Annotated in this window: 29 protein-coding genes; 16 read left to right on the plus strand and 13 right to left on the minus strand. The window is 72.2% G+C overall.

Going from position 1 to position 26694, the window contains the following annotated elements; translation table 11 throughout:
* Positions 1-62: 62 nt before the first annotated feature.
* Together ACFWRV_RS33265 and ACFWRV_RS33270 are read right to left on the minus strand one after the other, a co-directional pair.
* A complete protein-coding gene (locus ACFWRV_RS33265) occupies positions 63-530 on the minus strand; it encodes an ATP-binding protein (protein ID WP_384339638.1) in 468 nt (155 codons plus the stop codon).
* Between the two features lie 290 nt (positions 531-820).
* Positions 821-1747 carry a hypothetical protein gene (locus ACFWRV_RS33270; protein WP_384339639.1) on the minus strand — a complete coding sequence of 309 codons (927 nt, stop codon included), beginning with the start codon at positions 1745-1747 and terminating at the stop codon, positions 821-823.
* A 61-nt stretch (positions 1748-1808) separates the two neighbouring features.
* Here ACFWRV_RS33270 and dapE point away from each other — a divergent pair, with 61 nt between their 5' ends.
* The gene (gene dapE, locus ACFWRV_RS33275; RefSeq protein WP_384339640.1) at positions 1809-2900 is read left to right on the plus strand and encodes a succinyl-diaminopimelate desuccinylase; all 1092 of its coding nucleotides are present in this window, start codon (positions 1809-1811) and stop codon (positions 2898-2900) included.
* A 119-nt stretch (positions 2901-3019) separates the two neighbouring features.
* Positions 3020-3805, plus strand: a complete 786-nt coding sequence (locus ACFWRV_RS33280; RefSeq protein WP_010061632.1) for a TIGR00730 family Rossman fold protein — start codon at positions 3020-3022, stop codon at positions 3803-3805.
* Between the two features lie 324 nt (positions 3806-4129).
* Here the strand turns inward: ACFWRV_RS33280 and folP are convergent, their stop codons facing one another.
* Entirely contained in the window at positions 4130-5002 is an 873-nt protein-coding gene (folP, locus tag ACFWRV_RS33285) for a dihydropteroate synthase (RefSeq protein WP_384339641.1), read from the minus strand.
* 130 nt (positions 5003-5132) lie between these two features.
* Here folP and ACFWRV_RS33290 point away from each other — a divergent pair, with 130 nt between their 5' ends.
* Both ACFWRV_RS33290 and ACFWRV_RS33295 read left to right on the plus strand, forming a co-directional pair.
* The gene (locus tag ACFWRV_RS33290; RefSeq protein WP_384339662.1) at positions 5133-5543 is read left to right on the plus strand and encodes a cell division protein DivIVA; all 411 of its coding nucleotides are present in this window, start codon (positions 5133-5135) and stop codon (positions 5541-5543) included.
* Positions 5540-6130, plus strand: a complete 591-nt coding sequence (locus ACFWRV_RS33295) for a DNA-3-methyladenine glycosylase I (RefSeq protein WP_384339642.1) — start codon at positions 5540-5542, stop codon at positions 6128-6130. The genes ACFWRV_RS33290 and ACFWRV_RS33295 overlap by 4 nt, the downstream gene beginning before the upstream one ends.
* Positions 6131-6134: 4 nt before the next feature.
* Here ACFWRV_RS33295 and ACFWRV_RS33300 read toward each other — a convergent pair whose 3' ends face one another.
* Positions 6135-6947 (minus strand): enoyl-CoA hydratase/isomerase family protein, encoded by an 813-nt coding sequence (locus ACFWRV_RS33300; RefSeq protein ID WP_384339643.1) that lies wholly within the window; start codon positions 6945-6947, stop codon positions 6135-6137.
* Between the two features lie 315 nt (positions 6948-7262).
* On the opposite strand from ACFWRV_RS33300, the gene ACFWRV_RS33305 reads away from it, so the two are divergent.
* Positions 7263-7430 (plus strand): DUF3117 domain-containing protein, encoded by a 168-nt coding sequence (locus tag ACFWRV_RS33305; RefSeq protein ID WP_003966491.1) that lies wholly within the window; start codon positions 7263-7265, stop codon positions 7428-7430.
* 89 nt (positions 7431-7519) lie between these two features.
* On the opposite strand, the gene ACFWRV_RS33310 is transcribed toward ACFWRV_RS33305, so the two are convergent.
* Positions 7520-8185 carry an O-methyltransferase gene (locus ACFWRV_RS33310; RefSeq protein ID WP_384339644.1) on the minus strand — a complete coding sequence of 222 codons (666 nt, stop codon included), beginning with the start codon at positions 8183-8185 and terminating at the stop codon, positions 7520-7522.
* 178 nt (positions 8186-8363) lie between these two features.
* Here ACFWRV_RS33310 and sigE point away from each other — a divergent pair, with 178 nt between their 5' ends.
* The 5 genes from sigE (at position 8364) to ACFWRV_RS33335 (ending at position 13567) form a co-directional block, all read left to right on the plus strand.
* Positions 8364-9125 carry an RNA polymerase sigma factor SigE gene (sigE, locus tag ACFWRV_RS33315; RefSeq protein ID WP_175464868.1) on the plus strand — a complete coding sequence of 254 codons (762 nt, stop codon included), beginning with the start codon at positions 8364-8366 and terminating at the stop codon, positions 9123-9125.
* Positions 9122-10192, plus strand: a complete 1071-nt coding sequence (locus ACFWRV_RS33320; protein ID WP_384339645.1) for a zf-HC2 domain-containing protein — start codon at positions 9122-9124, stop codon at positions 10190-10192. Before sigE ends, ACFWRV_RS33320 begins: the two co-directional genes overlap by 4 nt.
* A 91-nt stretch (positions 10193-10283) precedes the next feature.
* Positions 10284-12137 carry a trypsin-like peptidase domain-containing protein gene (locus tag ACFWRV_RS33325; protein WP_384339646.1) on the plus strand — a complete coding sequence of 618 codons (1854 nt, stop codon included), beginning with the start codon at positions 10284-10286 and terminating at the stop codon, positions 12135-12137.
* A gap of 144 nt (positions 12138-12281) precedes the next feature.
* A complete protein-coding gene (locus tag ACFWRV_RS33330) occupies positions 12282-12782 on the plus strand; it encodes a sec-independent translocase (protein ID WP_384339647.1) in 501 nt (166 codons plus the stop codon).
* A 125-nt stretch (positions 12783-12907) separates the two neighbouring features.
* A complete protein-coding gene (locus tag ACFWRV_RS33335; RefSeq protein WP_384339648.1) occupies positions 12908-13567 on the plus strand; it encodes a hypothetical protein in 660 nt (219 codons plus the stop codon).
* Between the two features lie 118 nt (positions 13568-13685).
* Here the strand turns inward: ACFWRV_RS33335 and ACFWRV_RS33340 are convergent, their stop codons facing one another.
* From ACFWRV_RS33340 to ACFWRV_RS33350, 3 genes are read right to left on the minus strand one after another with little or no spacing between them, the layout of a single operon-like run.
* Positions 13686-14819 (minus strand): Mrp/NBP35 family ATP-binding protein, encoded by a 1134-nt coding sequence (locus tag ACFWRV_RS33340; RefSeq protein ID WP_384339649.1) that lies wholly within the window; start codon positions 14817-14819, stop codon positions 13686-13688.
* Positions 14820-14844: 25 nt separating this feature from the next.
* The gene (locus ACFWRV_RS33345; protein ID WP_384339650.1) at positions 14845-15423 is read right to left on the minus strand and encodes a DUF1003 domain-containing protein; all 579 of its coding nucleotides are present in this window, start codon (positions 15421-15423) and stop codon (positions 14845-14847) included.
* Positions 15410-16708 (minus strand): magnesium transporter MgtE N-terminal domain-containing protein, encoded by a 1299-nt coding sequence (locus tag ACFWRV_RS33350; RefSeq protein WP_384339651.1) that lies wholly within the window; start codon positions 16706-16708, stop codon positions 15410-15412. Before ACFWRV_RS33350 ends, ACFWRV_RS33345 begins: the two co-directional genes overlap by 14 nt.
* A 265-nt stretch (positions 16709-16973) precedes the next feature.
* Between ACFWRV_RS33350 and ACFWRV_RS33355 the strand changes: the two genes are divergently transcribed.
* Entirely contained in the window at positions 16974-17741 is a 768-nt protein-coding gene (locus ACFWRV_RS33355; RefSeq protein WP_384339652.1) for a hypothetical protein, read from the plus strand.
* 46 nt (positions 17742-17787) lie between these two features.
* Here ACFWRV_RS33355 and ACFWRV_RS33360 read toward each other — a convergent pair whose 3' ends face one another.
* Together ACFWRV_RS33360 and ACFWRV_RS33365 are read right to left on the minus strand one after the other, a co-directional pair.
* Positions 17788-18309: a hypothetical protein gene (locus ACFWRV_RS33360; RefSeq protein WP_384339653.1), complete on the minus strand. Its 522-nt coding sequence runs from the start codon at positions 18307-18309 to the stop codon at positions 17788-17790.
* A 29-nt stretch (positions 18310-18338) separates the two neighbouring features.
* Positions 18339-19466, minus strand: coding sequence for a magnesium and cobalt transport protein CorA (locus ACFWRV_RS33365; protein WP_384339654.1), 1128 nt, complete (start codon positions 19464-19466; stop codon positions 18339-18341).
* A 445-nt stretch (positions 19467-19911) separates the two neighbouring features.
* Between ACFWRV_RS33365 and ACFWRV_RS33370 the strand changes: the two genes are divergently transcribed.
* Positions 19912-20496, plus strand: a complete 585-nt coding sequence (locus ACFWRV_RS33370) for a suppressor of fused domain protein (protein WP_384339655.1) — start codon at positions 19912-19914, stop codon at positions 20494-20496.
* Positions 20497-20515: 19 nt separating this feature from the next.
* On the opposite strand, the gene ACFWRV_RS33375 is transcribed toward ACFWRV_RS33370, so the two are convergent.
* The gene (locus ACFWRV_RS33375; protein WP_384339656.1) at positions 20516-21754 is read right to left on the minus strand and encodes an MFS transporter; all 1239 of its coding nucleotides are present in this window, start codon (positions 21752-21754) and stop codon (positions 20516-20518) included.
* A 174-nt stretch (positions 21755-21928) separates the two neighbouring features.
* Between ACFWRV_RS33375 and ACFWRV_RS33380 the strand changes: the two genes are divergently transcribed.
* From ACFWRV_RS33380 to ACFWRV_RS33390, 3 genes are all read left to right on the plus strand, one after another.
* Complete coding sequence (locus ACFWRV_RS33380; protein ID WP_384339657.1) at positions 21929-22606, plus strand: DUF6758 family protein; 678 nt, start codon at positions 21929-21931, stop codon at positions 22604-22606.
* Positions 22607-22705: 99 nt separating this feature from the next.
* A complete protein-coding gene (locus ACFWRV_RS33385; RefSeq protein ID WP_384339658.1) occupies positions 22706-23572 on the plus strand; it encodes a PHP domain-containing protein in 867 nt (288 codons plus the stop codon).
* A 145-nt stretch (positions 23573-23717) separates the two neighbouring features.
* Positions 23718-24323, plus strand: coding sequence for a MarC family protein (locus ACFWRV_RS33390; RefSeq protein WP_311121410.1), 606 nt, complete (start codon positions 23718-23720; stop codon positions 24321-24323).
* Positions 24324-24453: 130 nt separating this feature from the next.
* Here ACFWRV_RS33390 and ACFWRV_RS33395 read toward each other — a convergent pair whose 3' ends face one another.
* Positions 24454-24606 (minus strand): hypothetical protein, encoded by a 153-nt coding sequence (locus ACFWRV_RS33395; protein WP_384339659.1) that lies wholly within the window; start codon positions 24604-24606, stop codon positions 24454-24456.
* A 207-nt stretch (positions 24607-24813) separates the two neighbouring features.
* On the opposite strand from ACFWRV_RS33395, the gene ACFWRV_RS33400 reads away from it, so the two are divergent.
* Positions 24814-25725 carry an NYN domain-containing protein gene (locus ACFWRV_RS33400; RefSeq protein ID WP_384339660.1) on the plus strand — a complete coding sequence of 304 codons (912 nt, stop codon included), beginning with the start codon at positions 24814-24816 and terminating at the stop codon, positions 25723-25725.
* Positions 25726-25765: 40 nt separating this feature from the next.
* On the opposite strand, the gene ACFWRV_RS33405 is transcribed toward ACFWRV_RS33400, so the two are convergent.
* Positions 25766-26623, minus strand: coding sequence for an alpha/beta fold hydrolase (locus ACFWRV_RS33405; protein ID WP_384339661.1), 858 nt, complete (start codon positions 26621-26623; stop codon positions 25766-25768).
* Positions 26624-26694: the final 71 nt, after the last annotated feature.

Consider the following 26694-nt stretch of genomic DNA (forward strand, 5'->3'; position numbering starts at 1 on the left):
GGCCTGAGGAGTGCGCACTCCTCAGGCCCTCCCGCGTCTGTGTGGGTGTGCGCGAAGCCGGGTCAGCCGATCGGCAGACCGTTCAGCGGCAGGGCGTCGGTGGGCAGGCCGCCCTTGGTCAGGGAGTCGGTGGGCAGGCCCTCGCCGAGCGCGTCGGTGGGCAGACCGCCACCGGCGGCCTCGGCCACGCCGCCCACGGCCTGTCCCGCACTGCCCGCGGTCTGGCCGGCGGTCTCCTGGGCGGCCGGGACGGCCACCTTGGCGGACTTGCCGACGGTCTCGCCCGCGGCCGGGACCGCGGTGCCGACGAGCCGACCGCCGGTCTCACCGGCCGCCTCGGTGCCCTGCCGGGCGGCGCTGTCCAGGGTGTTGCCGACGCTCGCGCCGTCCAGCGCGGTCAGGCCGCCCAGGTCCGGGCTCTGCGGGAGCTCTGCGGCGCCCGCGGCGCCGGCCGCACCGACCACGGGGGCTGCGCCTGCGGCGATCAGCAGCGCGGCACGAGCGATCCGACGGGTCAGGGGGAGGGACATGATGCTCCTTCAGCGGGTTGTGCACGAATCTGTCTGTCCGGTGATCGGACGCACTGACAACCGCTTCGGGGGAGGGGAAGGTTGCGGTGGGCGAAGGTAAAGACTGAGTAATGCGTCCGATTATCCGCAGCGGAGGAATCCGGGCAAACAATCCATACCGCCGAGGCTCGACGAACCGTCACTTCCCTTGAGCGGCAAGGGAATCGGAGCAGGGCGACGCAGCCGGGGGAAGCCGTGCGGAAAAGGTCCGGGGGCAGGGACCCCGGGGCCCGTACGAGTGACGGGGCGTACTACTGAACGACCCGGATCATGACCGCCGTCGTGTCCGTTTCCTTGTCCTTCGCGCGTTCCGTCCGCCAGCCCGAACCGGAGTCCCAGACCCGGTCCGCATAGCTCACGCGCTCGATCCGCAGCGCCTCGGACTGCGCCACCGCCCAGTGCGCCAGCTCCCAGCCGCGCCGGGTTGAGTCCTTGTCCCCGGCCCGCGCCGACGTCGCCGGGACGGGCACCGATACGGTGGAGGCGGCGGACGCGCCCGCGGCCACCGCGCCGGGCAGCACGTCCTCGCCGAAGGCGCGCACCAGCTCGGCCCGCACCTGCCCGGCGTCCCCCGGGCCCGTCGCCGTGGCGGTCGACGGGGTGCAGTTCAGCGAGGCCGGGCTGCGCCCGGTCAGCGCGGCGGCCAGCAGCGCGGCGTCCGGCTCGTGCTTCGCGTACGCCTGCGGGAACCCGCTGCGCTGGACCCGCTGCGCGGCCACGGTCAGCGGCAGCCGCGAGTAGCCCGGGACCTCGGCGAGATGCTCGTAGAACTCCCCGGCGGAGTAGACCGGGTCCATGAGCTGTGCGGGCTTGCCCCAGCCCTGCGAGGGCCGCTGCTGGAACAGCCCCAGCGAGTCCCGGTCCCCGTAGTCGATGTTGCGGAGCGTGGACTCCTGGAGCGCGGTGGCCAGCGCGATCGTCACCGCTCGCTCGGGCATGCCCCGGGTGGTGCCCACCGCGGAGATCGTCGCCGCGTTGACGGCCTGGGCCAGGCTCATCTCGTAACGCTGCGTCTCGCCCTCGTCCCCGTCCTTCGCCTCCACGACACAGCGCGGCGGGTTCTTCGAGCCGGAGGAGTCGTACTGCACGGCCAGATAGCCGCCCAGGGCCGCGAGCACGGCGAAGGCGGCCCCGTAGCGGAAGAGGCGTCGTCGGCGAGGGCTGGCTGTCCTGGGCACGGGCCCACCGTACTGGAGGGTCCGGACAGGGCCGCTACCCAAGTCCCTTAGGGTCGGGTCCATGGCCGACAGCACCCTTGATCCCGCCCTTGACCTCACCCTGGACGGACCGGCGCTCACCGCCCGGCTCGTCGACTTCCCCTCGGTCAGCGGGGAGGAGAAGGCCCTCGCCGACGCGATCGAATCGGCCCTGCGCGCCCTGCCGCACCTCACCGTCGACCGGCACGGCAACAACGTCGTCGCCCGCACGAACCTGGGCCGCGCCGAGCGTGTCGTCCTCGCCGGGCACATCGACACCGTGCCGATCGCGGACAACGTCCCCTCCCGCCTCGACGAGAACGGCGTCCTCTGGGGCTGCGGGACCTCCGACATGAAGTCCGGCGTCGCCGTCCAGCTGCGGATCGCCGCGACGGTCCCCGAGCCCAACCGCGACCTGACCTTCATCTTCTACGACAACGAAGAGGTCGCCGCCCACCTCAACGGCCTCGGCCACATCGCCGACGCCCACCCCGACTGGCTCGCCGGAGACTTCGCCGTCCTGCTGGAGCCCTCCGACGGCGAGGTCGAGGGCGGCTGCCAGGGCACCCTGCGGGTCCACCTGCGGACGACGGGGGAGCGGGCCCACTCCGCGCGCAGCTGGATGGGCTCCAACGCCGTCCACGCCGCCGCCCCCATCCTGGCCGCCCTCGCCGCGTACGAGCCCCGCCGCCCCGTCATCGACGGCCTCGAATACCACGAGGGCCTCAACGCGGTCGGCATCGAGGGCGGCGTCGCCACCAACGTCATCCCCGACGCCTGCACCGTCGTCGTCAACTACCGCTACGCCCCCGACCGCACCGAGGAGGAGGCCGTCGCCCACGTCCGCGAGGTCTTCGCGGACTGCGGGGTCGACGAGATCGTCGTCGACGACCACTCCGGCGCCGCCATGCCCGGCCTCTCCCACCCCGCCGCCCAGGCGTTCATGACCGCGGTGGGCGGCACCGCCCGGCCCAAGTTCGGCTGGACCGACGTCTCCCGCTTCGGCGCGCTCGGCGTCCCCGCGGTGAACTACGGACCCGGCGACCCGATGTACGCGCACAAGCGCGACGAGCACGTGGCGGTCGACAAGATCACCCACTGCGAGAACCGCCTCCGCTCCTGGCTGGGCGACTGACCGGCCGACCGTCCGACGCACGACATTCCCCCGTACGTAACCTCCGCCGATCTACGCTGACCGTACGCAGCACGACACGTACGACCCAGCACGAAGCAGGTCGGTGGAGGGAGCGGAACATGGGCAACGCCGAGGACGCACGGATCCCCGAGGGCGCGGAGGTTCCCGAGGGCGCGGTCAGCCCCGGGGAACAGTGGCTGGGCCCGGTCCTGCGCCGCAGGGAGCAGGTCCAGCCCGGCACGACCGATCAGCGGCTGCTGGACTCCGAGGGCGACTCCGAGTGGGTGCACACCGACCCCTGGCGGGTGATGCGCATCCAGTCGGAGTTCGTCGAGGGCTTCGGCGCGCTCGCCGAACTGCCGAGCGCGATCAGCGTCTTCGGCTCGGCCCGCACGCCCGCCGGATCGCCGGAGTACGAGGCCGGGGTGGCGATCGGCAAGGCCCTGGTCGACGCGGGCTTCGCGGTGATCACCGGCGGCGGCCCGGGCGCCATGGAAGCCGCCAACAAGGGCGCCCGCGAGGCCAAGGGCGTCTCGGTCGGCCTCGGCATCGAGCTGCCCTTCGAGTCGGGCCTCAACCCGCACGTCGACATCGGCGTCAACTTCCGCTACTTCTTCGTCCGCAAGACGATGTTCGTGAAGTACGCCCAGGGCTTCGTGGTCCTGCCCGGCGGCCTCGGCACCCTGGACGAACTCTTCGAGGCGCTGACCCTCGTCCAGACCGGCAAGGTCACCCGCTTCCCGATCGTCCTGTTCGGCACCGCCTACTGGGGCGGCCTGATCGACTGGCTCCGCGACACGGTGGTGGCCCAGGGCAAGGCGTCGGAGAAGGACCTGCTGCTGTTCCACGTGACGGACGACGTGGAGGAGGCGGTCATGCTGGTGACGAAGGAGGTCGGGCGGTAGCCGCTCGTTCCCGGCCCGCCCGCCCGCCCGCCCGCCCGGCCAGACCCGGCCCGCCCGGCAAACCAAGCCCGCCCGGCCACACCCGGCCCGCCCGGCAAACCAAGCCCGCCCGGCCACACCCGGCCCGCCCGGCAAACCAAGCCCGCCCGGCCACACCCGGCCCGCCCGGCGATTGAGGACATCTTTTCACCGGCGCGCCGGGCGGACCCGGCAAAACCAAGCCCGCCCGGCGCTTGAGGGCATCGGTTCCAGCCCCTCAGGCGCTTGAGGAGCGGGGCCCAGGGGCAGCACCCCAGGCCCCGCCCGCCGGGGCAGGCGGCAGAACTACGCCAGCCCCCGACGCGCCACCGCCGGCGGACGATGCCCGGCGATGGACGCCACCATGTCCAGCACCTGCCGCGTCTCGGCGACCTCGTGCACCCGGTACACCCGCGCCCCCAGCCACGCCGACACCGCCGTCGTCGCCAGCGTCCCGATGACGCGTTCCTTCACCGGCCGGTCCAGCGTCTCCCCGACGAAGTCCTTGTTGGACAGGGACACCAGCACCGGCCACCCGGTCTCCGCCATCTCCCCGAGCCGCCGCGTCGCCTCCAGCGAGTGCCGGGTGTTCTTCCCGAAGTCGTGACCCGGATCGATCATGATCCCGTCCGCCCGCACCCCGAGCTCCACCGCCCGCTCGGCAAGACCCACCGTCACCCGCAGGATGTCCGCCAGGACATCGTCGTACGCGATCCGGTGCGGCCGCGTCCGCGGCTCCGCGCCGCCCGCGTGCGTGCACACGAGCCCCGCCCCGTACCGCGCGGCGACCTCCGCCAGCTTCGGGTCCACCCCGCCCCACGCGTCGTTCAGCAGGTCCGCCCCGGCCTCGCAGACCGCCTCGCCCACCTCGTGCCGCCAGGTGTCCACGCTGATCACCACGTCCGGGTGACGGCGGCGGACCTCGGCGACGAACCCGACCGTGCGGCGCGCCTCCTCCTCGGCGCTCACCTCATCGCCGGGGCCCGCCTTCACCCCGCCGATGTCGATGATCGCGGCGCCCTCGGCCACCGCCTGCTCGACCCGGGCGAGCGCCGGCTCGTCCCGGAAGGTGGCGCCCTGGTCGTAGAAGGAGTCCGGGGTCCGGTTCACGATCGCCATGATCACCGGCTCGTGCGGACCGAATTCCCGCCGACCCAGCCTGAGTGCACCGCTGCGCATCCCGTGTTTCCTCCTCAGATAGCCCGTCTGCGACCCTAAGGCCTGGAGCGAAGCCCTTTCGTGGTCGGCCCCGACTTGTCCGTGTCGCATGGCACGATCGGAGCCGGACGAGGTTTCCGCCCCCGGGGAGATGCGCGTGTTCTGGTTCTTGCTGCTCACGATGGTCGTGGTCGTCACCGTGGTCACTCTCGCGGTGGTCGGCGGCGGTGGGAGCACGGTGCTCCAGGACGTCCCGCCCGAGCGATTCACCGACCCGCTGCCCGCGACCCGTCCGGTCGGCCGGGCGGACGTCGAGGCGCTGCGCCTGCCGATGGCGCTGCGCGGCTACCGGATGGTCGACGTCGACGAGGCGCTGTCCCGGCTCGGCGCCGAACTGGCCGAGCGCGACGCCCGGATCGCGGAGCTGGAATCCACCCTGGCCGGGGCGCAGGCGGCCGCGGTGACGACGGGCACCGACCTGTTCAAGCCGCCCGGCGACCGGCCCGCGGAGCCGGGCGACCGGGCGGACGGCCCGGCCCGCAATGAGGAGGACGGTCGATGAGCGGCGGAGCGGTGCCCGCCCCCGACGGCGGGCTGCGCTGCCCGTGGGGCCTGTCCACCGAGGACTACCTCGCCTATCACGACAACGAGTGGGGCCGGGCGGTCCACGGGGACGACGCCCTGTTCGAACGGCTCTGCCTGGAGGCCTTCCAGTCCGGGCTCTCCTGGCTCACGATCCTGCGCCGCCGCGACACCTTCCGTACCGCCTTCGAGGGATTCCGGATCGAGGCGGTCGCGAAGTTCACCGACGCCGACCGGGAACGGCTCCTGGCCGACCCGGGGATCATCCGCAACAAGGCCAAGGTCGACGCGACCCTCGCCAACGCGAAGGTGCTCGCCGGCTGGGCGGCCGGCGAGCTGGACGAGCTGATCTGGTCCTACGCCCCCGATCCGGCCGGCCGCCCCGCCCCGCGCAGCCTGTCGGACGTCCCGGCCGTCACACCGGAGTCCACCGCGCTCGCCAAGGCGCTGAAGAAGCGCTCGATCCGCTTCGTCGGCCCCACCACCGCCTACGCGCTGATGCAGGCCTGCGGACTGGTCGACGACCACCTCGCGGACTGCGTGGCGCGCGGCGGCGCGACTCGCTGAGGGGCTATTTCCCCAGGTAGACCGGCTTCTCCTTGGCGAGGAACGCCTCCACCGCGATGGTGTGGTCCTGCGACCGCCCCGCCAGGGTCTGGAGCTCGTCCTCCTTCTCCAGCGTCTCGGCGAGGGTGTGCCCGGCGCCGTACGCCATCGACTCCTTCAGCGCCGCGTACGCCACCGTGGGACCGGCGGCCAGGGTGCGGGCCACGGCCGCCGCCTGCTCGGCCAGCTCCGCCGCCGGGACCACCCGGTTGACCAGGCCCAGCTCGAACGCGTCCGGCGCGGAGATCGAGCGCGGGAAGAACAGCAGATCGGCGGCGCGGCTCTGCCCGATCAGCCGGGGCAGCGTCCAGGACACGCCCGAGTCCGCGGTGAGTGCGACACCCGCGAAGGAGGTGTTGAAGGAGGAGGAGTCGGCGACCACCCGGAAGTCGGCCGCCAGGGCGAGACCGAACCCGGCCCCGGCCGCGACGCCGTTCACCCCGGCGACGACCGGCTTGGCCATCTCCGTGATCGCCCGCACGATCGGGTTGTAGTGCTCCCGCACCGTGCTCAGCGCGTTGCCGCCGCCCGCCTCGCGGGTCTCCGTGAGCGTGGCGACATGCTCCTTCAGGTCCTGGCCGACGCAGAAGGCGCGCCCGGTGGCCGTGAGCAGAACCGCCCGGACGCCCGTGTCCGCCGAGGCCTCCAGCAGCGCGTCCCGGAGCGCGACCTTCGCAGCGGTGTTCAGCGCGTTCATCGCGTCGGGCCGGTTGATCGTGATCGTCGCGAGCCCCTCGCTCACGTCGTACAGAACGGTGTTCGCCTGCTCGTCGGCCATTTAGGTGTCCCCTCGCTGCTCGGGCATCGTTGCCCCTGAAGGCAAGCATGGCCGACGCCGACCGGGGCAAGGATGTGACCTGCGTCTAACGATTGGCTCTCACCTGGGGGTCCGGGGCGGCGCAGTATCGCAGCCGGATCGCCGAATTGGGTGGTTTTGAGAGAGCGCGTTGCGCAAGCGATGCAGACCGATGTTGGTCATCGGGGTCGTTGATGCGGGATAATGGCGAAGAAGCAATGTGTTCGATGCCGGTGAGGCAGCGCCTGTCATGGGGCCGCCGGTTGCGATGAGCTGGTTTCAGGAAGGGGAACGAGCATGGCGGCCATGAAGCCGCGGACGGGCGACGGCCCGCTCGAGGTGACAAAGGAGGGGCGGGGCATCGTCATGCGCGTTCCGCTCGAAGGCGGCGGTCGGCTCGTTGTCGAGCTGACTCCGGACGAGGCCGATGCCCTCGGCGACGCGCTGAAGAAGGTCGTCGGCTGACGCGGAACGCCCATCACCTTCACCACTGCCCGGCACGGATTCCGTGCCGGGCAGTGGTGCGTTTCGGCGCTCCGGCGCCTTCGCGCCGTTCAGCCGCGCCGGACCGCGCAGAGCAGCCCGTCGCCGACCGGCAGCAGGGTCGACATCAGCTCCTGGCTCTCGCGCACCGCGCGCAGCAGCTCCCGCAGCCGCAGCACCTCGGCCGGCTGGGCGGCCGAGTCGACCGTGCGGCCGTCCGCGAAGACGCCCTCGAAGCAGACCAGGCCGCCGGGCCGCAGCAGGCGCAACGATTCAGCGAGGACGTCGAGGCTCTCCAGCCGGTCGCCGTCGCAGAAGACGAGGTCGTAACCGCCGTCCGCGAGCCGGGGCAGGACGTCCAGGGCGCGGCCGGGGATGAACCGGGCCCGGTTGGTGGCGAAGCCCGCCTCGCGGAACGCCTCCCGGGCGAACTGCTGACGCTCGGGCTCGGGGTCCACCGTGGTCAGGACCCCGTCCGGCCGCATCCCGTGCAGGAGATAGATGCCGGACACGCCGGTACCCGTGCCGATTTCCGCGACCGCTTTGGCGTCGGCGGCGGCTGCCAGCAGGCGCAGCGCGGCGCCGGTGCCCGGTGACACCGGGCGAAGCCCCAGCTCGTGAGCCCGGTCCCGGGCCACGTGCAGTGCTTCGTCCTCGGCGACAAAGGCGTCGGCGAACGCCCAGCTCGTCTGCCGGTTGGCGGTAATGACCCTCTCCTGTCCCCGTAGTTGGCGCAACGGTGACTGTATCCGCTGGACCCGGGAACCCGCAGATGGGACCGGGCGTTGTGCAAGGAGTGGGGAAAGCGCAGCGACCGGGTCCGCGGATCGGACCGGCGAGCTGAGCGGAAGTCCCGGGCGACGCCCGGCCCCATCAGGGAAAAAGGCTTATCCGGAGCTAACGGGCGAGGTGGCTATGGTAGGGGCTCCACTGGACACCACCAGAGCCGATAGGGGAGGTGCGGCTGCGCCTGTGGACCGGGGAGGGGTGCTGCGGCGCCTGCTCAGGTCGGCCGGTGAGCCGAAATCCGTGACCAACATTGCTGACCGTTCTTCCGAAGACTCCGCACCGACCGCGACCTTCGCCTCTGATGCGGATTCTCAGGCGTGGACCCCGCCCTCATGGGAAGAGATCGTCAGCACGCACAGCGGTCGCGTGTACCGCCTTGCCTACCGGCTGACGGGAAACCAGCACGACGCCGAGGACCTCACCCAGGAGGTCTTCGTCAGAGTGTTTCGCTCGCTGTCGACGTACACACCCGGCACCTTCGAGGGCTGGCTGCACCGCATCACGACCAATCTCTTCCTGGACATGGTCCGGCGCAAGCAGCGCATCCGCTTCGACTCCCTCGGCGACGACGCGGCCGAGCGGCTGCCGAGCCGTGAGCCGTCCCCGCAGCAGATCTTCAACGACACCCACTTCGACGCCGACGTGCAGCAGGCGCTGGACACCCTCGCGCCCGAATTCCGTGCGGCCGTGGTCCTCTGCGACATCGAGGGCCTCAGCTACGAGGAGATCGCCGCGACCCTCGGCGTGAAGCTCGGCACCGTCCGCAGCCGGATCCACCGCGGGCGCTCGCACCTGCGCAAGGCGCTCAAGCACCGTTCGCCCGAAGCCCGCGCCGAGCAGCGCTCCCTGGCGGACGCGGTCCTGGCGGGGGAGGGCGGAGTGGCGTGAGTGGCACAGGTCCGACCGGTCCCACCCCTGCCGAAGCGCACCTGGGGGACCGCCTCGCCGCGCTGGTCGACGGCGAGCTGAAACACGACGCCCGCGAGCGGGTCCTGGCCCACCTGGCGACCTGCGCCAAGTGCAAGGCCGAGGCCGACGCCCAGCGCCGCCTCAAGAGCGCTTTCGCCATGTCCGCCTCACCCTCGCCCTCCGAGGGCTTCCTGGCCCGTCTCCAGGGCCTTCCCGGGGGTCCCGGGGGCGACGACACCGGCACGGGCGGACCGTTCGGCGGCCGGGGGCCCTTCGCCGACGAGTTCTTCCCCGGACTGCGGCCCACCGGAGGCAGCACCCGCGCCGACACCGCGCCCTCCCCGTTGGACGGCTTCGGATACCTCCCCGCCACCCACGGCTCGACCGCCGTGCTGCGCGGCGGCCCCGCATCCGGCTCGGTCTTCCGCATACACGAGGTGGCCCGCGACGCGGACCGCTCGCCCTGGCGCGGGCGGCGCTTCGCCTTCGCCGCGGCCAGCGCCGTCTCCCTCGCGGCCATCGCGCTCGGCGGCACCCTGCCGCTGGACTCCGGCCCCGAATCCTCCCTGCGCGCCGAGGGCGCCGGCAACACCGTCACCCCGCTCGACGCCGAGACCCGCGCGGAGAACGGCGCCCAGGCGGTCAGCCGCCGGGGCGGCGGCGCTCTCGCGGTGACCGGCGACGGCCGGGCGCCCGAGCGGCCCACGTCCGGCACGGGCCCGGCCGGGACGAACAGGGTGCCCCCGTCGCTCGGCGGAACGACCCCGATGGCTCCGGCCGTCACCCCTCCGGTGAACCGGCAGGGACTGCCGACCGCTCCGCCACTGTTCGGCGCCTCGACCTCGGGCGGACACCCGTTCGCGCTCCCCGTGCTGAACGTGGCCGTGCCGCCGTTGATGCGCCCCACGACCTCGGGCACTCCGCTGCTGGCGGCGGCGCTCGGCAGCGGCGCGGTGCCGAAGGCGGCTCCCTCCTCGCTGGCCTCGGGGCCGCCTCCGGGCTCGCCCGCCAACGATCTCGCGAGCCCGCTTTCCCCTCGGCCCTGACCGGACCCTGCGCGGGGATTCGCAAACCTGGTTGAATTCCGGTGAGGGACGCCTCTGGGGGCGTACGACAGAGGCCAGTTGCGGAGAGAGCATGGACGACGGGAAGCCCACCGGGCCGCAGGCGAAGTGGTGGAGCCGCCCCACGGCGGGGCCCGCCGACGGCACGGAGCCGGACGGCGGGCCGGCCCCGGCGGGCGTTCCGGCGGCCGAGGAGCGCGAGCCGGCCGCCCATGCGCCGCATCCGGTCCCGGCCCGGGCCGCCGACGCCCCGGACCGCCCGGCAGCGCCGGCCCCGACCCCGGACGTCCCCGCTCCGCCGTCCGACGCCCCCGGCCGGGCGGACGAGCACGGCGTTCAGGAGGTCCCGCGCCCCCGCCCGTCCGGGCAGCCGCTGCACGAGCCCGACGAGTACAGCACCCCGCCCTACGGCGGCCCCGGCCCCTGGGCGCCCGCCCCGCCGGTGCAGCGGCCTACTCCCGCCCACGGCACCGTCGTACCGCCGGGGGACGCAGGACCGTCCCCGCGGTACGCCGCGACGAACGGCGCCGGAATCCCCGCCCCCGCGGCGCCGGCGACGCCCCCCGCACCGCAGCCCGCTTTCACCGACGGCCGCACGCCCCCGCACGCCCAGCCCGCCGGCGGCTTCACGCCCCCGCAGCCCGCGCCCTCCGACGCCTTCGCGCCCCCGCCTCCGCAGGACCCGGCCCATGCCCATCACACGGCGCCGCACCCCCAGCAGCAGACCCAGTGGCTCCAGTACGACCCGTGGGGCGCTCCGGGGCAGCCGCTGACCCGGCCGGGTCCTCCCGAGGGCGCCGAGACCGGCCGGAAGAAGAAGCGCCGGGGCGGGGCGTTGATGGGGGTGCTGCTGCTGGCCCTGGTCGCCAGCGGCATCGGCGGCGGGGTCGGCGCGTACATCGAGCGCAACGGCGGCCTGACCACCGTCGAGCTGCCCCAGGCGGGCCGCGACAACGGTGACCGGGCCCCCGACAGCGTCGCGGGCATCGCCGCCAGCGCCCTGCCCAGCGTGGTCACCCTGCACGTCAGCGGCACCGCCGAGTCCGGCACGGGCACCGGCTTCGTCCTCGACGGCCAGGGCCACATCCTCACCAACAACCACGTCGTCGCCCCGGCCGGGTCCAGCGGAGACATCACCGTCACGTTCAGCAGCGGCGAGACGGCGTCCGCCGAGCTCGTCGGCAAGGACAGCGGCTACGACCTCGCGGTCGTCAGGGTCCGCGGGGTCTCCGGGCTCAAGCCCCTGCCCCTGGGCAACTCCGACAACGTCCAGGTCGGCGACCCGGTGGTGGCCATCGGGGCCCCCTTCGACCTGTCCAACACGGTGACCTCGGGCATCATCAGCGCCAAGCAGCGGCCGATCACCGCGGGCGGCGAGAAGGGCGACGGCAGCGACATCAGCTACGTCGACGCCCTCCAGACCGACGCCCCGATCAACCCGGGCAACTCCGGCGGCCCCCTGGTCGACGCCGAGGCCCACGTCATCGGCATCAACAGCGCCATCCGCGCGGCCGACAGCGCCCGGGGCCCGGAGTCCGGAGGCCAGTCCGGCTCCATCGGGCTCGGCTTCGCGATACCCATCAACCAGGGCAAGCGCGTCGCCGAGGAGCTGATCAGCACCGGCAAGGCCACCCACCCGGTCATCGGCGTCACGCTGGACATGAAGTACACCGGCGACGGGGCCAAGGTCGGCACCAAGGGCGCCGACGGCGGGCCGGCCGTCGCGAAGGACGGCCCAGCGGCCGAGGCGGGCATCGAGTCCGGGGACGTCATCACCCACGTCGAGGGCCAGCGCGTGCACAGCGGCGAGGAGCTGATCGTGAAGATCCGGGCCCACCGGCCCGGCGACGACCTCGACCTCAAACTGACCCGCGGCGGCAAGGAGCAGACCGTGACCCTGAGGCTCGGCTCGGCGAGCGGCGCCTAGGCGACGTCCGGGACTGCACACCCCGGAGCCGCCGCGAGGTACCGCCCGGACACCTTCGACAGGTACCTTTGAGCAGTCAGGGCAGCCGGCAGGCCCGGGCCGCGATCGCACGGAGAACACGCGGAGAACACGAGGAGCAACAAGGTGTTCAATGACATAGGCGCACTGGAGCTGCTGACGCTCGGGGTGCTGGCCGTGCTGGTCTTCGGCCCCGACAAGCTGCCCAAGCTGATCCAGGACGTCACGCGCACCATCCGCAAGATCCGCGAGTTCTCGGACAGTGCCAAGGAAGACATCCGCTCCGAGCTGGGCCCGCAGTTCAAGGACTTCGAGTTCGAGGACCTCAACCCCAAGACGTTCGTCCGCAAGCAGCTGATGGACGGCAACGACGACCTGGGGCTGAAGGAGATCCGCGAGAGCTTCGACCTGCGCAAGGATCTGTCCGATGTCACCGACGCGGTCAACGGGCGTACCCCGGCGGCGTCCGATACCGCCAACAGTGCGGCGAACGGCTCTGCGGGCGCGTCGGCCGCTGGTTCGTCCACCAGCCTCACCAAGACCGGCGACACCGCTCCTGACCTGCTGAAGAAGACTCCGTCGCCGTCGCAGCCCGAGCGCCCGCCGTTCGACGCAGACGCCACCTGACCCCGGTCAATCCCGACTCGCCCGGACGGTATGGCTATTCTCCATCTGTCCGGTTGCGAGGACGCCCAAGCCCGCGGGGGGCGGGCCGCTCCGGATCCTGACTGATCGAGGAGGCGGCCGCGCAGATGGAGACGACGAGTCGGATTGATACGGACGGTGTCCCGGGCTCGGCCACGGCGGAGGAGGGGCCGGCGGTCCGGCGTACCGTCGACGGCTACCGGGAAGCGACCTTCCCCTGGTACGGGCTGGACGAGGCCTTCACCGGTTCGCGCTGGCTGATGCAGGTCGGCGCCGCGGCCGACGGCACCGTGCAGCACGGTGCGACGGGGCACGGTGACGAGCCGTCGGTGAAGTCGGACGGCTCCGCCGACAAGGAGCGGTTCGCCGCGGTGATCACGGTGGGCGCGAGCCCGGTGCGGCGCAGCGGTGACGGTACGGGCGTGCTGGACGCCACCACGGTGTCCTCGGCGGCCTGGCTCGCGGGCTCCGGCCTGCTGGCGTACACCTGGCCGCCGCAGATGGACCACACCCTGCGCGACGACTGGCTGGACCAGCAGACCGAGACGGCCTTCACCCTCGCCGACGACCTCGGCAGCGCGCCCTGGACGACGCTCTCGCTGCCGGTGGACGGGGTGCCGGTGGAGTTCCACTACCGCGAGTCCGAGTTCGGCTGGGTGCTGGCCGGATCCGCCCACGAGGGCGTGCACATCGGGGCGTACGGGCGGGGGATGAGCGCGTACGGCCTCGGCTTCGCGGCCATCAAGGACATCGAGACGTACGGGTAGGGCCGGGGGCGTCCGGCGGGACGCTTCGTGCTCCAGCGCCGGACGGGCTGGAGGTGCTCGGGCTCGTCCGGCGCCGGGGCGGAAAAGATGTCCTCAAGCGCCGGACGGGCTGGGCGGGTCAGAACTTGTTGCGCGGGGTGATGCCCAGCGACATGCCCGACAGACCGCGCTGCCGGCCGCCCAGCTTCTGCGCGATCGACCGCAGCGCGCTGCCGGCCGGGGAGTCCGGGTCGGACAGGACGACCGGCTTGCCCTCGTCACCGCCCTCGCGCAGCCGCACGTCGATCGGGATCGAGCCGAGCACCGGCACCTCGGCGCCGACGGTCCGCGTCAGCCCCTCGGCGACCCGCGCGCCGCCGCCCGAGCCGAACACGTCGACCATCTCGTCGCAGTGCGGGCACGGCATGCCCGACATGTTCTCCACCACGCCGACGATCTTCTGGTGGGTCTGCACGGCGATCGAACCGGCCCGCTCGGCCACCTCGGCCGCCGCCTGCTGCGGGGTCGTGACGACCAGGATCTCCGCGTTCGGCACGAGCTGAGCCACCGAGATCGCGATGTCGCCGGTACCCGGCGGCAGGTCCAGCAGCAGGACGTCCAGATCGCCCCAGTACACATCGGCGAGGAACTGCTGGAGCGCCCGGTGCAGCATCGGACCGCGCCAGACCACGGGCGCGTTGCCCGGGGTGAACATGCCGATGGAGATGACCTTCACGCCGTGCGAGGACGGCGGCATGATCATGTTCTCGACCTGGGTGGGCTTGCCGTCCGCGCCCAGCATCCGGGGCACGCTGTGCCCGTAGATGTCCGCGTCCACGACGCCGACCTTCAGCCCGTCGGCCGCCATCGCCGCGGCGAGGTTCACCGTCACCGAGGACTTGCCGACACCGCCCTTGCCGGAGGCGACCGCGTACACCCGGGTGAGCGAGCCGGGCTGGGCGAAGGGCACCTCCCGCTCGGCGGTGCCGCCGCGCAGCGAGCTCGCCAGGTCCTTGCGCTGTTCGTCGCTCATGACGTCGAGGGTCACCTCGACCCGCGAGACGCCCTCGACCCGGGCGACCGCCTCGGTCACGTTCCGGGTGATCGTTTCGCGCATCGGGCAGCCGGAGACCGTGAGGTACACGGTGACAGCGACTACACCGTCAGGATCGATCTCGACCGATTTCACCATGCCCAGCTCGGTGATCGGGCGGTGGATCTCCGGGTCGTTCACTGTCGACAGTGCCTCAAGCACCGCGTCTTCCGTAGCCATACAGACGATGTTACGGCGCGAAGCACTACGGGCGGGTAGCCCCTCGGCGGTCGCCTTCGTCACTCTCGCCCGGGAACAGCACCTGCCGCTCCTCCATGTCCTTCACCATGTCCTGGAGTTCCGAGCGGATCCAGTCCCGGGTGGCGACCTCGCCCAGGCCCATACGCAGGGCCGCGATCTCCCGCGTCAGGTATTCGGTGTCCGCGATGGAGCGCTCGTTCTGCTTGCGGTCCTGCTCGTGCGTGACCCGGTCGCGGTCGTCCTGCCGGTTCTGCGCGAGGAGGATCAGCGGCGCGGCGTACGAGGCCTGGAGCGAGAGCATCAGCGTCAGGAAGATGAACGGGTACTGGTCGAAGCGCAGGTCCTTGGGCGCGAAGATGTTCCACAGCACCCAGATGATGATGATCAGCGTCATCCAGACGATGAACCGTCCGGTCCCCAGGAACCGCGCGATCCGCTCCGAGAACCGGCCGAACGCCTCCGGGTCGTACTCCGGCAGCAGCCGCCGGCGCGGGGCCTTCGGCTGGTCCAGCCGGGCACGCGGGGGCCGCACCAGGCCCGAGGATCCGGTGGAGGCCGCCTTCGCCCGCTCATCGCCCGCCATGACCGACCCCCTCCTCCCCGTGCAGATCCGTCAGGTCCGTCTCGCGCCAGTCGTCCGGCAGCAGGTGGTCCAGGACGTCGTCCACGGTCACCGCGCCGAGCAGCGAACCGCTCTCGTCCACGACGGGGGCCGAGACCATGTTGTACGCGGCCAGGTAGCTGGTGACCAGCGGCAGCGGGGTGTCCGGCCGCAGCGGCACCAGATCGCTGTCGACGATCGAGCTGACCAGGGTGAACGGCGGATCGCGCAGCAACCGCTGGAAGTGCACCGTGCCCAGGTACTTGCCCGTGGGGGTGTCGTCGGGCGAGCGGCACACGTACACCTGCGCGGCCAGCGCCGGAGACAGGTCGGCCTGCCGCACCCGGGCGAGCGCGTCGGCCACCGTGGCGTCGGGCAGCAGCACGATCGGCTCGGTCGTCATCAGACCGCCCGCCGTCCGCTCCTCGTACGACATCAGACGGCGGACGTCGGCGGCGTCGTCCGGCCGCATCAGCGCCAGCAGCCGTTCCTTGTCCTCCTCCGGCAGCTCGGAGAGCAGGTCGGCCGCGTCGTCGGGGTCCATCGCCTCCAGGACGTCGGCGGCCCGCTCCTCGGCGAGCTTGCCGATGATCTCCACCTGGTCGTCCTCGGGCAGCTCCTCCAGGACGTCGGCGAGCCGGTCGTCGTCCAGGGCGGCGGCTACCTCCACCCGGCGTTTGGGCGAGAGGTGGTGCAGGGCGTTGGCCACGTCGGTGGGCCGCAGCCGCTCGAAGGTGGCGACCAGACTCTCCGCGCCCTGGCCGTGCTCCTCCAGGGAGAAGCCGCTGACCGCCGACCACTCCACCGTCAGCGTCTCGCCCTTGCGGCGCAGCGCACCGCCGCGCCCCTTGCGGACGAAGTACTTGTCGATCTCCCAGTCGCGGCGGGCCGGCAGCTGCTGGATGGCCACGTCCAGGACGGTGACCTCCTCACCTTCCTGGCCATGGCCCTCCACCAGCCGCACCCGCCGGTCCAGGAACTCGCCGAGGACGAGCCGCTCGGTGGGCCGCTGTTCGAAGCGCCGCATGTTGACTACGCCGGTGGTGATCACCTGGCCGGACTCCACGCCCGTCACCCGCGACATCGGCAGGAAGATCCGCCGGCGGCTGATCACCTCGACCACCAGGCCCAGGATGCGCGGCGGCCGTCCGCCGACCCGCAACATCGCCACCAGGTCGCGGACCCGGCCGACCTGGTCCCCGTTCGGGTCGAAGACGGGCACCCCGGACAGGTGGGAGACGAAGACCCTGGGCGTGACCGCCGCCATCCGCCGCCTCCTTCGTCCGTCCGTGTCCGGGTGGTCCGGTATCCGGCCGGAACCGTTTCGTCCGGTTCGTCGCCGTGCGCACCCGACCGTCCCGGACCGCCGTCGCCGACCAGCGGATTTCGCCGGTACGCCGGGATCAGGCTAGCCCGTACCGCCGCACCGCGCCCCGGTGGACCCGTCCGTACGGCTGGCTGCCGGACCGTGCGCGCCGCCCGGGTACGCTGCCGTCTGCTACCCCCGATCGCAGTGGAGAGGCAGTGCGCCCGTGACCTCTTTTGCCCCGGCCGTGCGGAACCGTCGCCGGACCGCCCTCGCTCTCGTGCTGTGCGGAGGGCTCACCGTGGCCCTGGCCGCCTGCGGCACCGAGGAGGACCCGGACAAGGGGACCAACGGCGTGGCCAAACTCTCCGCCGCCGCGATCGACGAGAAGGCCAGAGCGGCGGCGGACGCCGCGACCGCGGTGCGGCTGTCGGGCACGCTCGTCAGCAAGGGCGGCACCTACCGCCTGGACATGAAGCTCAACGCGAAGGGCGGCCTGGGCTCGGTGACCTCGAAGAAGCAGAGCTTCGCCCTGCTGCGGGTCGAGGACGAGCTCTTCCTCAAGGCGCCCGCCGACTTCTGGACCCACGAGGGCAGTGCGGGCGAGGGCGAGTCCGCCGACGCGGCCGCCGCCGACAAGCTCGGCGGCAAGTACGTGAAGGTCCCCGAGGGCGACCCCAGCTACCGTCAGCTGCGCGGGTTCACCGACAAGAAGGTCCTGCTCGACGGGCTCCTCGCGCTGCACGGCAAGCTCGACAAGGGCGGCCGGGACACGGTCGCCGGGCAGCGCACCATCCAGATCCTCGGCGGCAAGGGCGAGGGCGGGGCCTTCGACGTCTCGCTGGAGGACCAGCCGTATCCGGTACGGGTGGCCCGGGGCGGTGGCGGGGGCACGGTCTCGCTCGCCGACTGGGGGCAGGCCTTCCCGCTGGAGGCCCCCCAGGAGGACGACACCGTCGACTACGGCGGCCAGCTGCCGAAGTCTTCGGGCTGAGCCGAGGGCGCGCTGCGGGGACGGTCCGGCCCGGCCCCGGCGCGGCTCAGCTCTTCCGGCGTCGCTTCAGCAGCAGCCGGGGGAGCGCCGCCGGGGCCGACCGTCGGGTGGTGGCCCCGGTCGGCAGCGGTACGGCCGCCAGCGAGGTGTCCGGCAGCGCGGTGCTCACGGCCTCGGGCGTCAGCCGCACCACCGTGCACGAGCGCGCCCACCGCTCCGTCATCGACTCGGCGTCCGGCGCGTTCAGCCGCTTGCCCTTCAGCTCGGCGACCGCCGCCAGCCACTCCTCGGAGTGCGGCGCCAGGACACGTACCACCGCACTCCAGGCGACGATCCGGCCGCCCTTGTCCTTGCTGCGTACGGTCACCTCGGCCTGGCCCCCGTCGGCCAGGCCCTCGGGCAGCGGCTGCTCGCCGGGGCCGCCGCCGACCAGGAGCGCCGCGCCCTCGTGCCAGACGTGCCAGACGGCACGGGCGGGCCCGGAGCCCCGGACCCAGACCAGGCCCGACTTCTTCGTGGCCTCTTCGGCGAGGGCCCGGTCCAACAGGTCGGCGGCAGGATCAGTCATGGGCGCGAGCTTAGACCGGTGGGCCGTGCTCACAGCCAGCCGTTGCGCTTGAGGATGCGGTGGATGGAGAAACAGACCGCCCCGATGACGCCGAGCACCAGCGGATAGCCGTACTTCCACTCCAGCTCCGGCATGTAGTCGAAGTTCATGCCGTAGACGCCGCAGATCATCGTCGGCACGGCGATGATCGCCGCCCAGGAGGTGATCTTGCGCATGTCCTCGTTCTGCGTGACCGTCGCCTGCGCCAGATTCGCCTGGAGGATCGAGTTCAGCAGCTCGTCGAAGCCGAGGACCTCCTCCTGGACCCGGGCGAGGTGGTCGGCGACATCGCGGAAGTACTTCTGGATGTCGGGGTCGATCAGCCGCATCGGACGCTCGCTCAGCAGCTGCATGGGCCGCAGCAGCGGGGACACCGCCCGCTTGAACTCCAGCACCTCGCGCTTCAGTTGGTAGATCCGGCCGGCGTCGGAGCCGCGCTGGGAGCCCTTCGCCGGGCTGGAGAAGACATCGATCTCCACCTCGTCGATGTCGTCCTGCACCGCCTCGGCCACCGCGATGTACCCGTCGACCACATGGTCGGCGATGGCGTGCAGCACGGCGGACGGGCCCTTGGCCAGCAGCTCCGGGTCGTCCTGGAGGCGGTGGCGCAGGGCGCGCAGCGAGCCCTGGCCGCCGTGCCGGACGGTGATGACGAAGTCCCGGCCGGTGAAGCACATCACCTCGCCGGTCTCCACGACCTCGCTGGTCGCGGTCAGCTCCGCGTGCTCCACGTAGTGGATCGTCTTGAAGACGGTGAACAGCGTGTCGTCGTACCGCTCCAGCTTGGGCCGCTGGTGGGCGTGGACGGCGTCCTCGACGGCCAGCGGGTGCAGCCCGAACTCCCGGGCGATGCCGGCGAATTCGGCCTCGGTGGGCTCGTGCAGGCCGATCCACGCGAAGCCGCCCTCCTCCCGTACCTCCAGCATCGCCTCGTGCGGCGTCGGGGCGGCGGGGGTCACCAGGCGGCGGCCGTCGCGGTAGACCGCGCAGTCGACGACGGCGCTGGAGGCGGACGGGTCGCGGGTGGCGTCGTACGTGCTGTAGGGGGCGCTGTTCTTACGGAGGGACGGGCGCAGGGACGGGCGCACGGCGGCGCGCAGGTCACGGATCATCGACATGGCTGGCTCCTTCACGGAGGGCCGTCGGCGAGGGCGTGGAACAGCCCGGAATGGGGACGTGCGCTCACGTCCGCAAAGCGGGCGGCACCGCGCGGGCGCCATGACGGCGTTCGCTACGGACAGGTGAAAACGAAGGGCTCTTCCGTCGCGCGAACTGCTGTCGGGGAGTCGTCCGGACATGACGGCGATGTCGGCCCGGGGCGACCGACGAGGCGTCGGATCAACGGGAAACGCGAGGCACGGAAGAGCGGTTGGTACTGCACGGTCGACTTGGATCCATGGCAGTCCCCACCTCCTCCGGCCGGTCCCCCGTGGGGGACGACGTGTCGTCGGGACGAAGAAGAGCGACGCTTCTGCGTGCTGTCCCGACCGACGGCCAGGCTATCAGCCGCCCAAGGCCCAATCCCGTACTTTGCCCATTCGCTACGCGATCTATGCTCGCGGCATGGCAGAAATTCTCGCTCTGGTCGAGGCCCGGCTCCGCTCCGCCCTCGGGGAACCGGACTCCCGCGCCGATGTGACGTTCCTCGGCACGGACCGTATCGAGGTGCTGCGTTTCCTCGACGGCGGCATCGTGCGCTACGCCACCCTCGGCATGTCGGGCGCGCCGATGGCCGACCCCACCTCCCCGCTCGCCGACCCGGTGCAGGGACCCCGCGCCGAGTTGGTCCTCTCCGTACGGGGCGGGCTCGCCGCCACCGATCAGGTGCTGCGCCCGCTCGCCGTGCTGGCCGCCTCCCCGCAGGTCGAGGGGTTGATCGTGGCCCCGGGGGCCTCGCTGGACCTGGGCGAGCCGCTGTGGGCCGGGGCGCCGTTCACCTCGGTGCTGGTGGCGGAGTCCGGCGGCCTGGTGGAGGATCTGGAGCTGGACGAGCCGATGGACCCGGTGCGCTTCCTGCCGCTGCTGCCGATGACGCGCAACGAGGCCGCCTGGAAGCGGGTGCGCGGCGCGCAGGAGCTCCAGGAGCGGTGGCTGACGCACGGTACGGACCTGCGCGATCCGCTGCGCACGTCCGTACCGCTGGACTGACCGTCCGTCCCGGGGGCGGTCAGTCGGCGAAGACCGCCACGCCGTCCTGCCGGGCGTGGACCGGCTCCAGCTCCTCGGCCTCGTGGTTCAGCGCCCTGCGCCGTACGCCCACGACGGCCGCTCCGACCAGGGCGGCGAGCGCCGCCACCACGAACGGGATGTGGATGTCGGTCCACTCCTCGATCTTCGGGGCGAGGAAGGGGGCGGCCGCCGCGGCGAACCACCGGACGAAGTTGTATCCGGCGCTCGCCACCGGACGCGGCGCGTCGGACACCCCGAGGGCCAGTTCGGTGAAGACGGTGTTGTTCATGCCGATGAACGCGCCGGAGACGATCGTGGCGACGATGGCCGTGGTGTGGCTGCCGTACCCGAGGACCAGCAGGTCGACGGCGAGCAGCACCAGCGAGACCCCGAGCACCTTGAGCGAGCCGAAGCGGCGCTGGAGGAGCGGGGCGACGAGCACGGAGAAGACGGCGAGCAGCAGGCCCCAGGCGAAGAAGACCGCACCCGACTTGTACGGGGTCATGTCCAGCACGAACGGGGTGAAGGCCAGGATCGTGAAGAAGGCGTAGTTGTAGAAGAACGCCGAGGCCGCCACCGAGGCCAGACCGCCGTGGCCCAGCGCCTTCACGGGATCGAGCAGTGAGGTCTTGACGGCCGGCCTCGGCTGCTCCTTGAGGAACGCGGCGATGCAGAGGAAGCCGATCGCCATCAGCGCCGCCGTGCCGAAGAACGGGTAGCGCCAGCTGGCGTCCCCGAGCAGCGCGCCCAGCAGCGGCCCGCAGGCCATGCCGAGGCCGAGCGCCGACTCGTACAGCAGGATCGCCGCCGCGCTGCCGCCCGCCGCCGCTCCGACGATCACCGCGAGGGCGGTGGAGACGAAGAGGGCGTTGCCCAGGCCCCAGCCGGCCCGGAAGCCGACCAGTTCGGCGACGGAGGACGAGGTGCCGGAGAGCGCGGCGAAGACGATCACGAGCGCGAGACCGGCCAGCAGGGTCTTGCGGCCGCCGATGCGGCTGGAGACGAAGCCGGTGACCAGCATCGCGAAAGCGGTGATCAGGAAGTACGAGGTGAACAGCAGCGACACCTGACTCGCCGAGGCGTTCAGCCCCTGGGCGATGGACGGCAGGATCGGGTCCACCAGGCCGATCCCCATGAAGGCCACCACCGAGGCGCCCGCCGTGGCCCAGACGGCCTTCGGCTGGCGCAGGATGCTGACCCCCGTCGCGCCCTCGTCGAACGGATCCTCTCCCTGCATGAGTTCTCTCCTTGACTCCTCCGGATCGGCTTCCTCCGGATCGATGCGTTATGCACAGAATAAGTTAGGCGATCTAATAAGTGCAAGTTACATCTATTCTCCCCGGTCAGGGCCACGCTCCGGACGGGTGATCGTCCTTGACGCGAGGACCGGCGGGGAGGACGGTTGGTCCCTATGAGGGGCGAACCCAGTTGCCCGAAGTGCGGTGGCCGGGTCAGGGCGCCCGGTCTCTTCGCCGACGCCTGGCAGTGCGCCGTGCACGGCCAGGTCCATCCGATGCAGCCGGTCATCCCGCCGAGCGTCGAAGGCCTCGGCGTCGTGGTGCACCGCGCACAGGTCCCCGTCTGGATGCCCTGGCCGCTCCCCGTGGGCTGGCTGTTCACCGGGATCGCCAGCGCCGGCGACGACCGCAGCGGCGGACGCGCGAGCGCCGTGGCCTGCTCCGGACCCGGCCCGCTGGGCGGGATGGGTGAGTTGCTGCTCGTCGCCGAGGAACTCGGCGTCGGACTCGGCGCCCGGTACGCCGGCATCGAGGGCCCCGACCCCGGCCACCACCTGAACGTCGACTCCGCCCCCGACGCCAAGGTCCACGCGGCCGGCCGCCCCACCCCGCTCTGGCATGTCAGGAACGCCCCGGAGGACCGCGCCGTCTTCGCGGGCGAGGCGCGCGGGCTGTGGCTCTGGGCGATCCTGTGGCCCGAGCAGTCGGGGCTCCTGATGTACGACGAGCTGGTGCTCACCGATCTGCGGGACGCCGGGGGAGAGGTGGACCTCGTCCCCTGCGGCGCGCTCACCCCCCGGCTGCTCACCGCCCCCGAGGCGCCGCCCCGGCAGGCGACGGGCGAGCGGTAGATCACGCCGGACCAGGGGCGATCGCGGCCGGGCGCCCGGTGTGCGGCAGTTATCCTTGAGCGGTCCCCCGTCCGCCCGCGAGCCCCGGAGTCACGCGTCGTGCGCATCGACCTGCACACCCACTCCACCGCATCGGACGGCACGGACACCCCCGCCGAGCTGGTCGCGAACGCCGCCGCCGCGGGTCTGGACGTCGTCGCGCTCACCGACCACGACACCGTGGGCGGCCACAAGCAGGCCATCGACGCGCTGCCCGAGGGGCTCACCCTCGTCACCGGCGCCGAACTCTCCTGCCGCGTCGACGGCGTGGGCATGCACCTGCTCGCCTACCTCTTCGACCCCGCGGACGCCGAGCTGGAGCGGGCCCGGGAGCTCGTCCGCGACGACCGGGTGCCGCGCGCCCAGGAGATGGTCCGCAAGCTGCGCGCCCTCGACGTCCCCATCACCTGGGAGCAGGTCGCCCGCATCGCCGGGGACGGCTCGGTCGGCCGCCCGCACGTCGCCGCCGCCCTCGTCGAACTCGGCGTCGTGCCCACCGTCTCCGACGCCTTCACGTCCGACTGGCTGGGCAACGGCGGCCGGGCGTACGCCGAGAAGCACGAGTTCGACCCCTTCGAGGCCGTCCGCCTGGTGAAGGCGGCGGGCGGGGTCGCCGTCTTCGCCCACCCGGCCGCCGCGAAACGCGGCGCGGTGGTCCCCGAGTCCACGATCGCCGCGCTCGCCGAGGCCGGCCTCGACGGTGTCGAGGTCGACCACATGGATCACGACGAGCCCGCCCGGGCCCGGCTGCGCGGTCTCGCCCGCGAACTGGGCCTGCTCACGACCGGCTCCAGCGACTACCACGGCAGCCGGAAGACCGTCGAGCTCGGCGCGTTCACCACCGACCCCGAGATCTACGGTGAGATCACCCGGCGCGCCACGGGAGCCTTCCCGGTGCCGGGCGCCGGCGGAGCCGGCCGCAGCTAGCGCTTGGCGCCTCCTTCTTCGCCGCACCACGTCTTTCCCCCGTGCGCCCCCTGCGTACCCGCTGTGCTCGACGCACCGCGACGGCCGCTGCCCGGACCCGCGCCGCCTCCTCCGTACCGCCCGCTCTTCTCTCGCAAGGCTCACTGTGTTCGACGTCGCCGTCTTCGGATCCCTCTTCCTCACCCTGTTCGTGATCATGGACCCGCCCGGGATCACGCCGATCTTCCTCGCCCTCACCGCGGGCCGCCCCGCCAAGGTGCAGCGCAAGATGGCGCTCCAGGCGGTCACGGTCGCGTTCGGCGTGATCGCCGTCTTCGGTCTGCTCGGTCAGCAGATCCTCGACTATCTGCACGTCTCCGTGCCCGCGCTGATGATCGCGGGCGGACTCCTGCTGCTGCTCATCGCGCTCGACCTGCTGACCGGCAAGACGGACGAGCCGACCCAGACCAAGGACGTCAACGTGGCGCTCGTACCGCTGGGCATGCCGCTGCTGGCCGGGCCCGGCGCGATCGTCTCGGTCATCCTCGCCGTCCAGCACGCGGACGGCCTGGGCGGGCAGCTCTCGGTGTGGTCCGCGATCGTCGCCATGCACGTGGTGCTCTGGCTGACCATGCGCTACTCCCTGGTCATCATCCGTGTGATCAAGGACGGCGGCGTGGTGCTGGTGACCCGGCTCGCGGGCATGATGCTCTCCGCCATCGCCGTCCAGCAGATCATCAACGGCGTCACCCAGGTCATCCAGAACTCCTGAGCCGGCTCCTGCGGCCCCCCCACACCACAGCGCCCCCGCACGGACGTTCCGTGCGGGGGCGCTTCGTCTTCAACGGCGCAATGCGGTGAGGCCCTCCAGGGCCTCGTCGGGCGTCATGAGCCCAGATGCGTTACGAAGCCGAGCTGTCGGCCGGCCGGATGTAGATGCGCTGGCCCGTTGCCGCGGCCTGCTGCACGATCCGGTTGACGGAGGCGGCGTCCACGACGGTGCTGTCCGCGGCGGTACCGTCGACGTCGTCGAGTCGCATGATCTCGAAGCGCATAGGGCTTCCCTTCGTCTGATCCTCCTGCTGGAGAACTGCTGGCGCCGGTGGGGCGTCCCACCGGCAAGACTAGGAACGCGAGGTTTCCCTCGCGTTCCCCGTGGATGACAACGGCTTGCCCTCTACAAACATTCCCTACGCTAAGGAAATTTTTTGGATGTCTAAGTACCCGTCGGTAGCCATTCCACCACAGACCATGAGGTCCGCATGAACGACGCGGACCCGCAGCTCATCGCCGGAGCCGACCTCGGCGCCCGGCTGGACCGCACCAACCAGCTCCTCCAGCGCATGCTCATCGAGGTCTCCAAGACCCCGTCGACGCACGCCATCTTCGTGGACGCCGGCTATGTGTACGCCGCGGCCGGGCTGCTCGTCACCGGCACGGAGGACCGGCGCTCCTTCGACCTCGACGCCGAAGGGCTGATCGAGGCCTTCATCGACAAGGCCCGCACGATCTTCGCGGACAGCAGGCTGCTGCGCGTCTACTGGTACGACGGGGCGCGGAGGCGCATCCACACCACCGAGCAGCAGGCCATCGCCGAACTCCCCGACGTCAAGGTGCGACTGGGCAACCTCAACGCCAACAACCAGCAGAAGGGCGTGGACTCGCTCATCCGCACCGACCTCGAATCCCTCGCCCGGCACCGCGCCATCAGCGACGCGGCGCTCGTCGGCGGCGACGAGGACCTGGTCTCGGCGGTCGAGGCGGCCCAGGGCTACGGCGCGCGCGTGCACCTCTGGGGCATCGAGGCCGGCGAAGGACGCAATCAGGCCGAACCCCTGCTGTGGGAGGTCGACAGCCAGCGCACCTTCGACCTCGACTTCTGCCGCCCCTACGTCACCCGGCGGCCCGTCACCACGTACGAGGACGACACCCCGGCCCCCTCCCGGGAGGACGTCCGCTTCGTCGGCGCGCAGATCGCGGCCGCCTGGCTCGCCGCCCGGGGCCGGGAATCCCTCGCCGACCTGCTGCCCGGCCACCCCTATCTGCCGGGCTCCGTCGACCAGGACCTCCTGGTGGAGGCCGAACGGCTGCTCCAGCACTCCCTGCGCGGCCACGCGCACCTGCGCCGGGCGCTCCGCGACGGCTTCTGGCAGCACCTGCAGTCGCAGTACTGAGCCGAGCGGAGGGCGGAGCCGCGCGGGCCGCCGGGGTGCGTCAGGCGTCCGGCAGGCCGTCCCAGAACGCGGCGATCGCCTTCGCGGTCTCCTGCGGGCGGGCGGTGTTGGGGGAGTGCTCGGCGCCGGCGATCGTGGTGCGGCGGGCGCCGAGACGCCGCGCCATGGAGTCGAAAAGCTCCACCGGCCAGACGTCGTCGCGCTCCCCGGACAGGACGTGGACGGGCAGTCCGACGGCGGCCAGTTCGTCCACCCGGTCCGGTTCGGCGGCCAACTGGGCCCCGGTGGCGATCAACTGGGCCGGGTGGTGGGCGAGCCAGCGCCGGCGCATGTCCGCACCGTCGCCGGTGTCCGCGTCCTGCGGGGGATCGAGCGCCTGCATCGCCTGCCACACCTCGTCCATGGGCAGCACGGACAGCGCGTCGCCCAGCATCTTGACCTTGTCCCGCTGGGCCGCGACGACCTCCGCGGGGCCCGAGGACATCAGCGTCAGCGAGCGGAACAAGGTGGCGTCCAGCAGGACGGCGGCGCGGGCGATCTGCCCGCCGAGCGAGTGCCCGAGCAGGTGCAGTTCACCGGGACCGATGCCCAGCTCCGCCGCCTGGGCCAGCACGTCACGGGCCAACTCGCCCTGTGCATAGGCCTCCTGACGGTCCGTCCCCTTCGACTCGTACTGCCCCCGGCCGTCCACGGCGACCACCCGGTAGCCCGCCTCGGTCAACGGTTCCAGCAGCGCGACGAAGTCCTCCTTGCTGCCGGTGTATCCGGGCAGCAGCAGGGCGGTGGCCCGTGCCGGAGTGCGCGGTGCGGCGTCCAGGACGGCGAAGTCGCCGCGCTCGGTGGCCAGGACACGGGCGCGGGCGCAGGGCGGCGGGGCGAAGGTGGGCGGGCGGCTCATGCGCCGAGGCTATCCCCGCCGCGCCTCTCCCGGCGGCACCGGGCAGCCAAAACGGCCCCGGCCCCCGCGAG

The sequence above is a fragment of the Streptomyces sp. NPDC058576 genome (genome assembly GCF_042718715.1).
In the GTDB taxonomy this organism is placed as follows: domain Bacteria; phylum Actinomycetota; class Actinomycetes; order Streptomycetales; family Streptomycetaceae; genus Streptomyces.

What these genes read in the sequence shown, in the direction of transcription:
- ACFWRV_RS33345 (WP_384339650.1), bottom strand. Translation starts at nt 15,423, where the DNA reads ATGGCGGGCGATGAGCGGGCGAAGGCGGCCTCCACCGGATCCTCGGGC.
- ACFWRV_RS33380 (WP_384339657.1), top strand. Translation starts at nt 21,929, where the DNA reads ATGAGGGGCGAACCCAGTTGCCCGAAGTGCGGTGGCCGGGTCAGGGCG.
- ACFWRV_RS33400 (WP_384339660.1), top strand. Translation starts at nt 24,814, where the DNA reads ATGAACGACGCGGACCCGCAGCTCATCGCCGGAGCCGACCTCGGCGCC.
- ACFWRV_RS33335 (WP_384339648.1), top strand. Translation starts at nt 12,908, where the DNA reads ATGGAGACGACGAGTCGGATTGATACGGACGGTGTCCCGGGCTCGGCC.
- ACFWRV_RS33360 (WP_384339653.1), bottom strand. Translation starts at nt 18,309, where the DNA reads ATGACTGATCCTGCCGCCGACCTGTTGGACCGGGCCCTCGCCGAAGAG.
- dapE (WP_384339640.1), top strand. Translation starts at nt 1,809, where the DNA reads ATGGCCGACAGCACCCTTGATCCCGCCCTTGACCTCACCCTGGACGGA.
- ACFWRV_RS33370 (WP_384339655.1), top strand. Translation starts at nt 19,912, where the DNA reads ATGGCAGAAATTCTCGCTCTGGTCGAGGCCCGGCTCCGCTCCGCCCTC.
- ACFWRV_RS33265 (WP_384339638.1), bottom strand. Translation starts at nt 530, where the DNA reads ATGTCCCTCCCCCTGACCCGTCGGATCGCTCGTGCCGCGCTGCTGATC.
- ACFWRV_RS33395 (WP_384339659.1), bottom strand. Translation starts at nt 24,606, where the DNA reads ATGCGCTTCGAGATCATGCGACTCGACGACGTCGACGGTACCGCCGCG.
- ACFWRV_RS33350 (WP_384339651.1), bottom strand. Translation starts at nt 16,708, where the DNA reads ATGGCGGCGGTCACGCCCAGGGTCTTCGTCTCCCACCTGTCCGGGGTG.
- sigE (WP_175464868.1), top strand. Translation starts at nt 8,364, where the DNA reads ATGGTAGGGGCTCCACTGGACACCACCAGAGCCGATAGGGGAGGTGCG.
- ACFWRV_RS33375 (WP_384339656.1), bottom strand. Translation starts at nt 21,754, where the DNA reads ATGCAGGGAGAGGATCCGTTCGACGAGGGCGCGACGGGGGTCAGCATC.
- ACFWRV_RS33295 (WP_384339642.1), top strand. Translation starts at nt 5,540, where the DNA reads ATGAGCGGCGGAGCGGTGCCCGCCCCCGACGGCGGGCTGCGCTGCCCG.
- ACFWRV_RS33290 (WP_384339662.1), top strand. Translation starts at nt 5,133, where the DNA reads ATGCGCGTGTTCTGGTTCTTGCTGCTCACGATGGTCGTGGTCGTCACC.
- ACFWRV_RS33305 (WP_003966491.1), top strand. Translation starts at nt 7,263, where the DNA reads ATGGCGGCCATGAAGCCGCGGACGGGCGACGGCCCGCTCGAGGTGACA.
- ACFWRV_RS33325 (WP_384339646.1), top strand. Translation starts at nt 10,284, where the DNA reads ATGGACGACGGGAAGCCCACCGGGCCGCAGGCGAAGTGGTGGAGCCGC.
- ACFWRV_RS33365 (WP_384339654.1), bottom strand. Translation starts at nt 19,466, where the DNA reads ATGTCGATGATCCGTGACCTGCGCGCCGCCGTGCGCCCGTCCCTGCGC.
- folP (WP_384339641.1), bottom strand. Translation starts at nt 5,002, where the DNA reads ATGCGCAGCGGTGCACTCAGGCTGGGTCGGCGGGAATTCGGTCCGCAC.
- ACFWRV_RS33405 (WP_384339661.1), bottom strand. Translation starts at nt 26,623, where the DNA reads ATGAGCCGCCCGCCCACCTTCGCCCCGCCGCCCTGCGCCCGCGCCCGT.
- ACFWRV_RS33340 (WP_384339649.1), bottom strand. Translation starts at nt 14,819, where the DNA reads ATGGCTACGGAAGACGCGGTGCTTGAGGCACTGTCGACAGTGAACGAC.
- ACFWRV_RS33300 (WP_384339643.1), bottom strand. Translation starts at nt 6,947, where the DNA reads ATGGCCGACGAGCAGGCGAACACCGTTCTGTACGACGTGAGCGAGGGG.
- ACFWRV_RS33280 (WP_010061632.1), top strand. Translation starts at nt 3,020, where the DNA reads ATGGGCAACGCCGAGGACGCACGGATCCCCGAGGGCGCGGAGGTTCCC.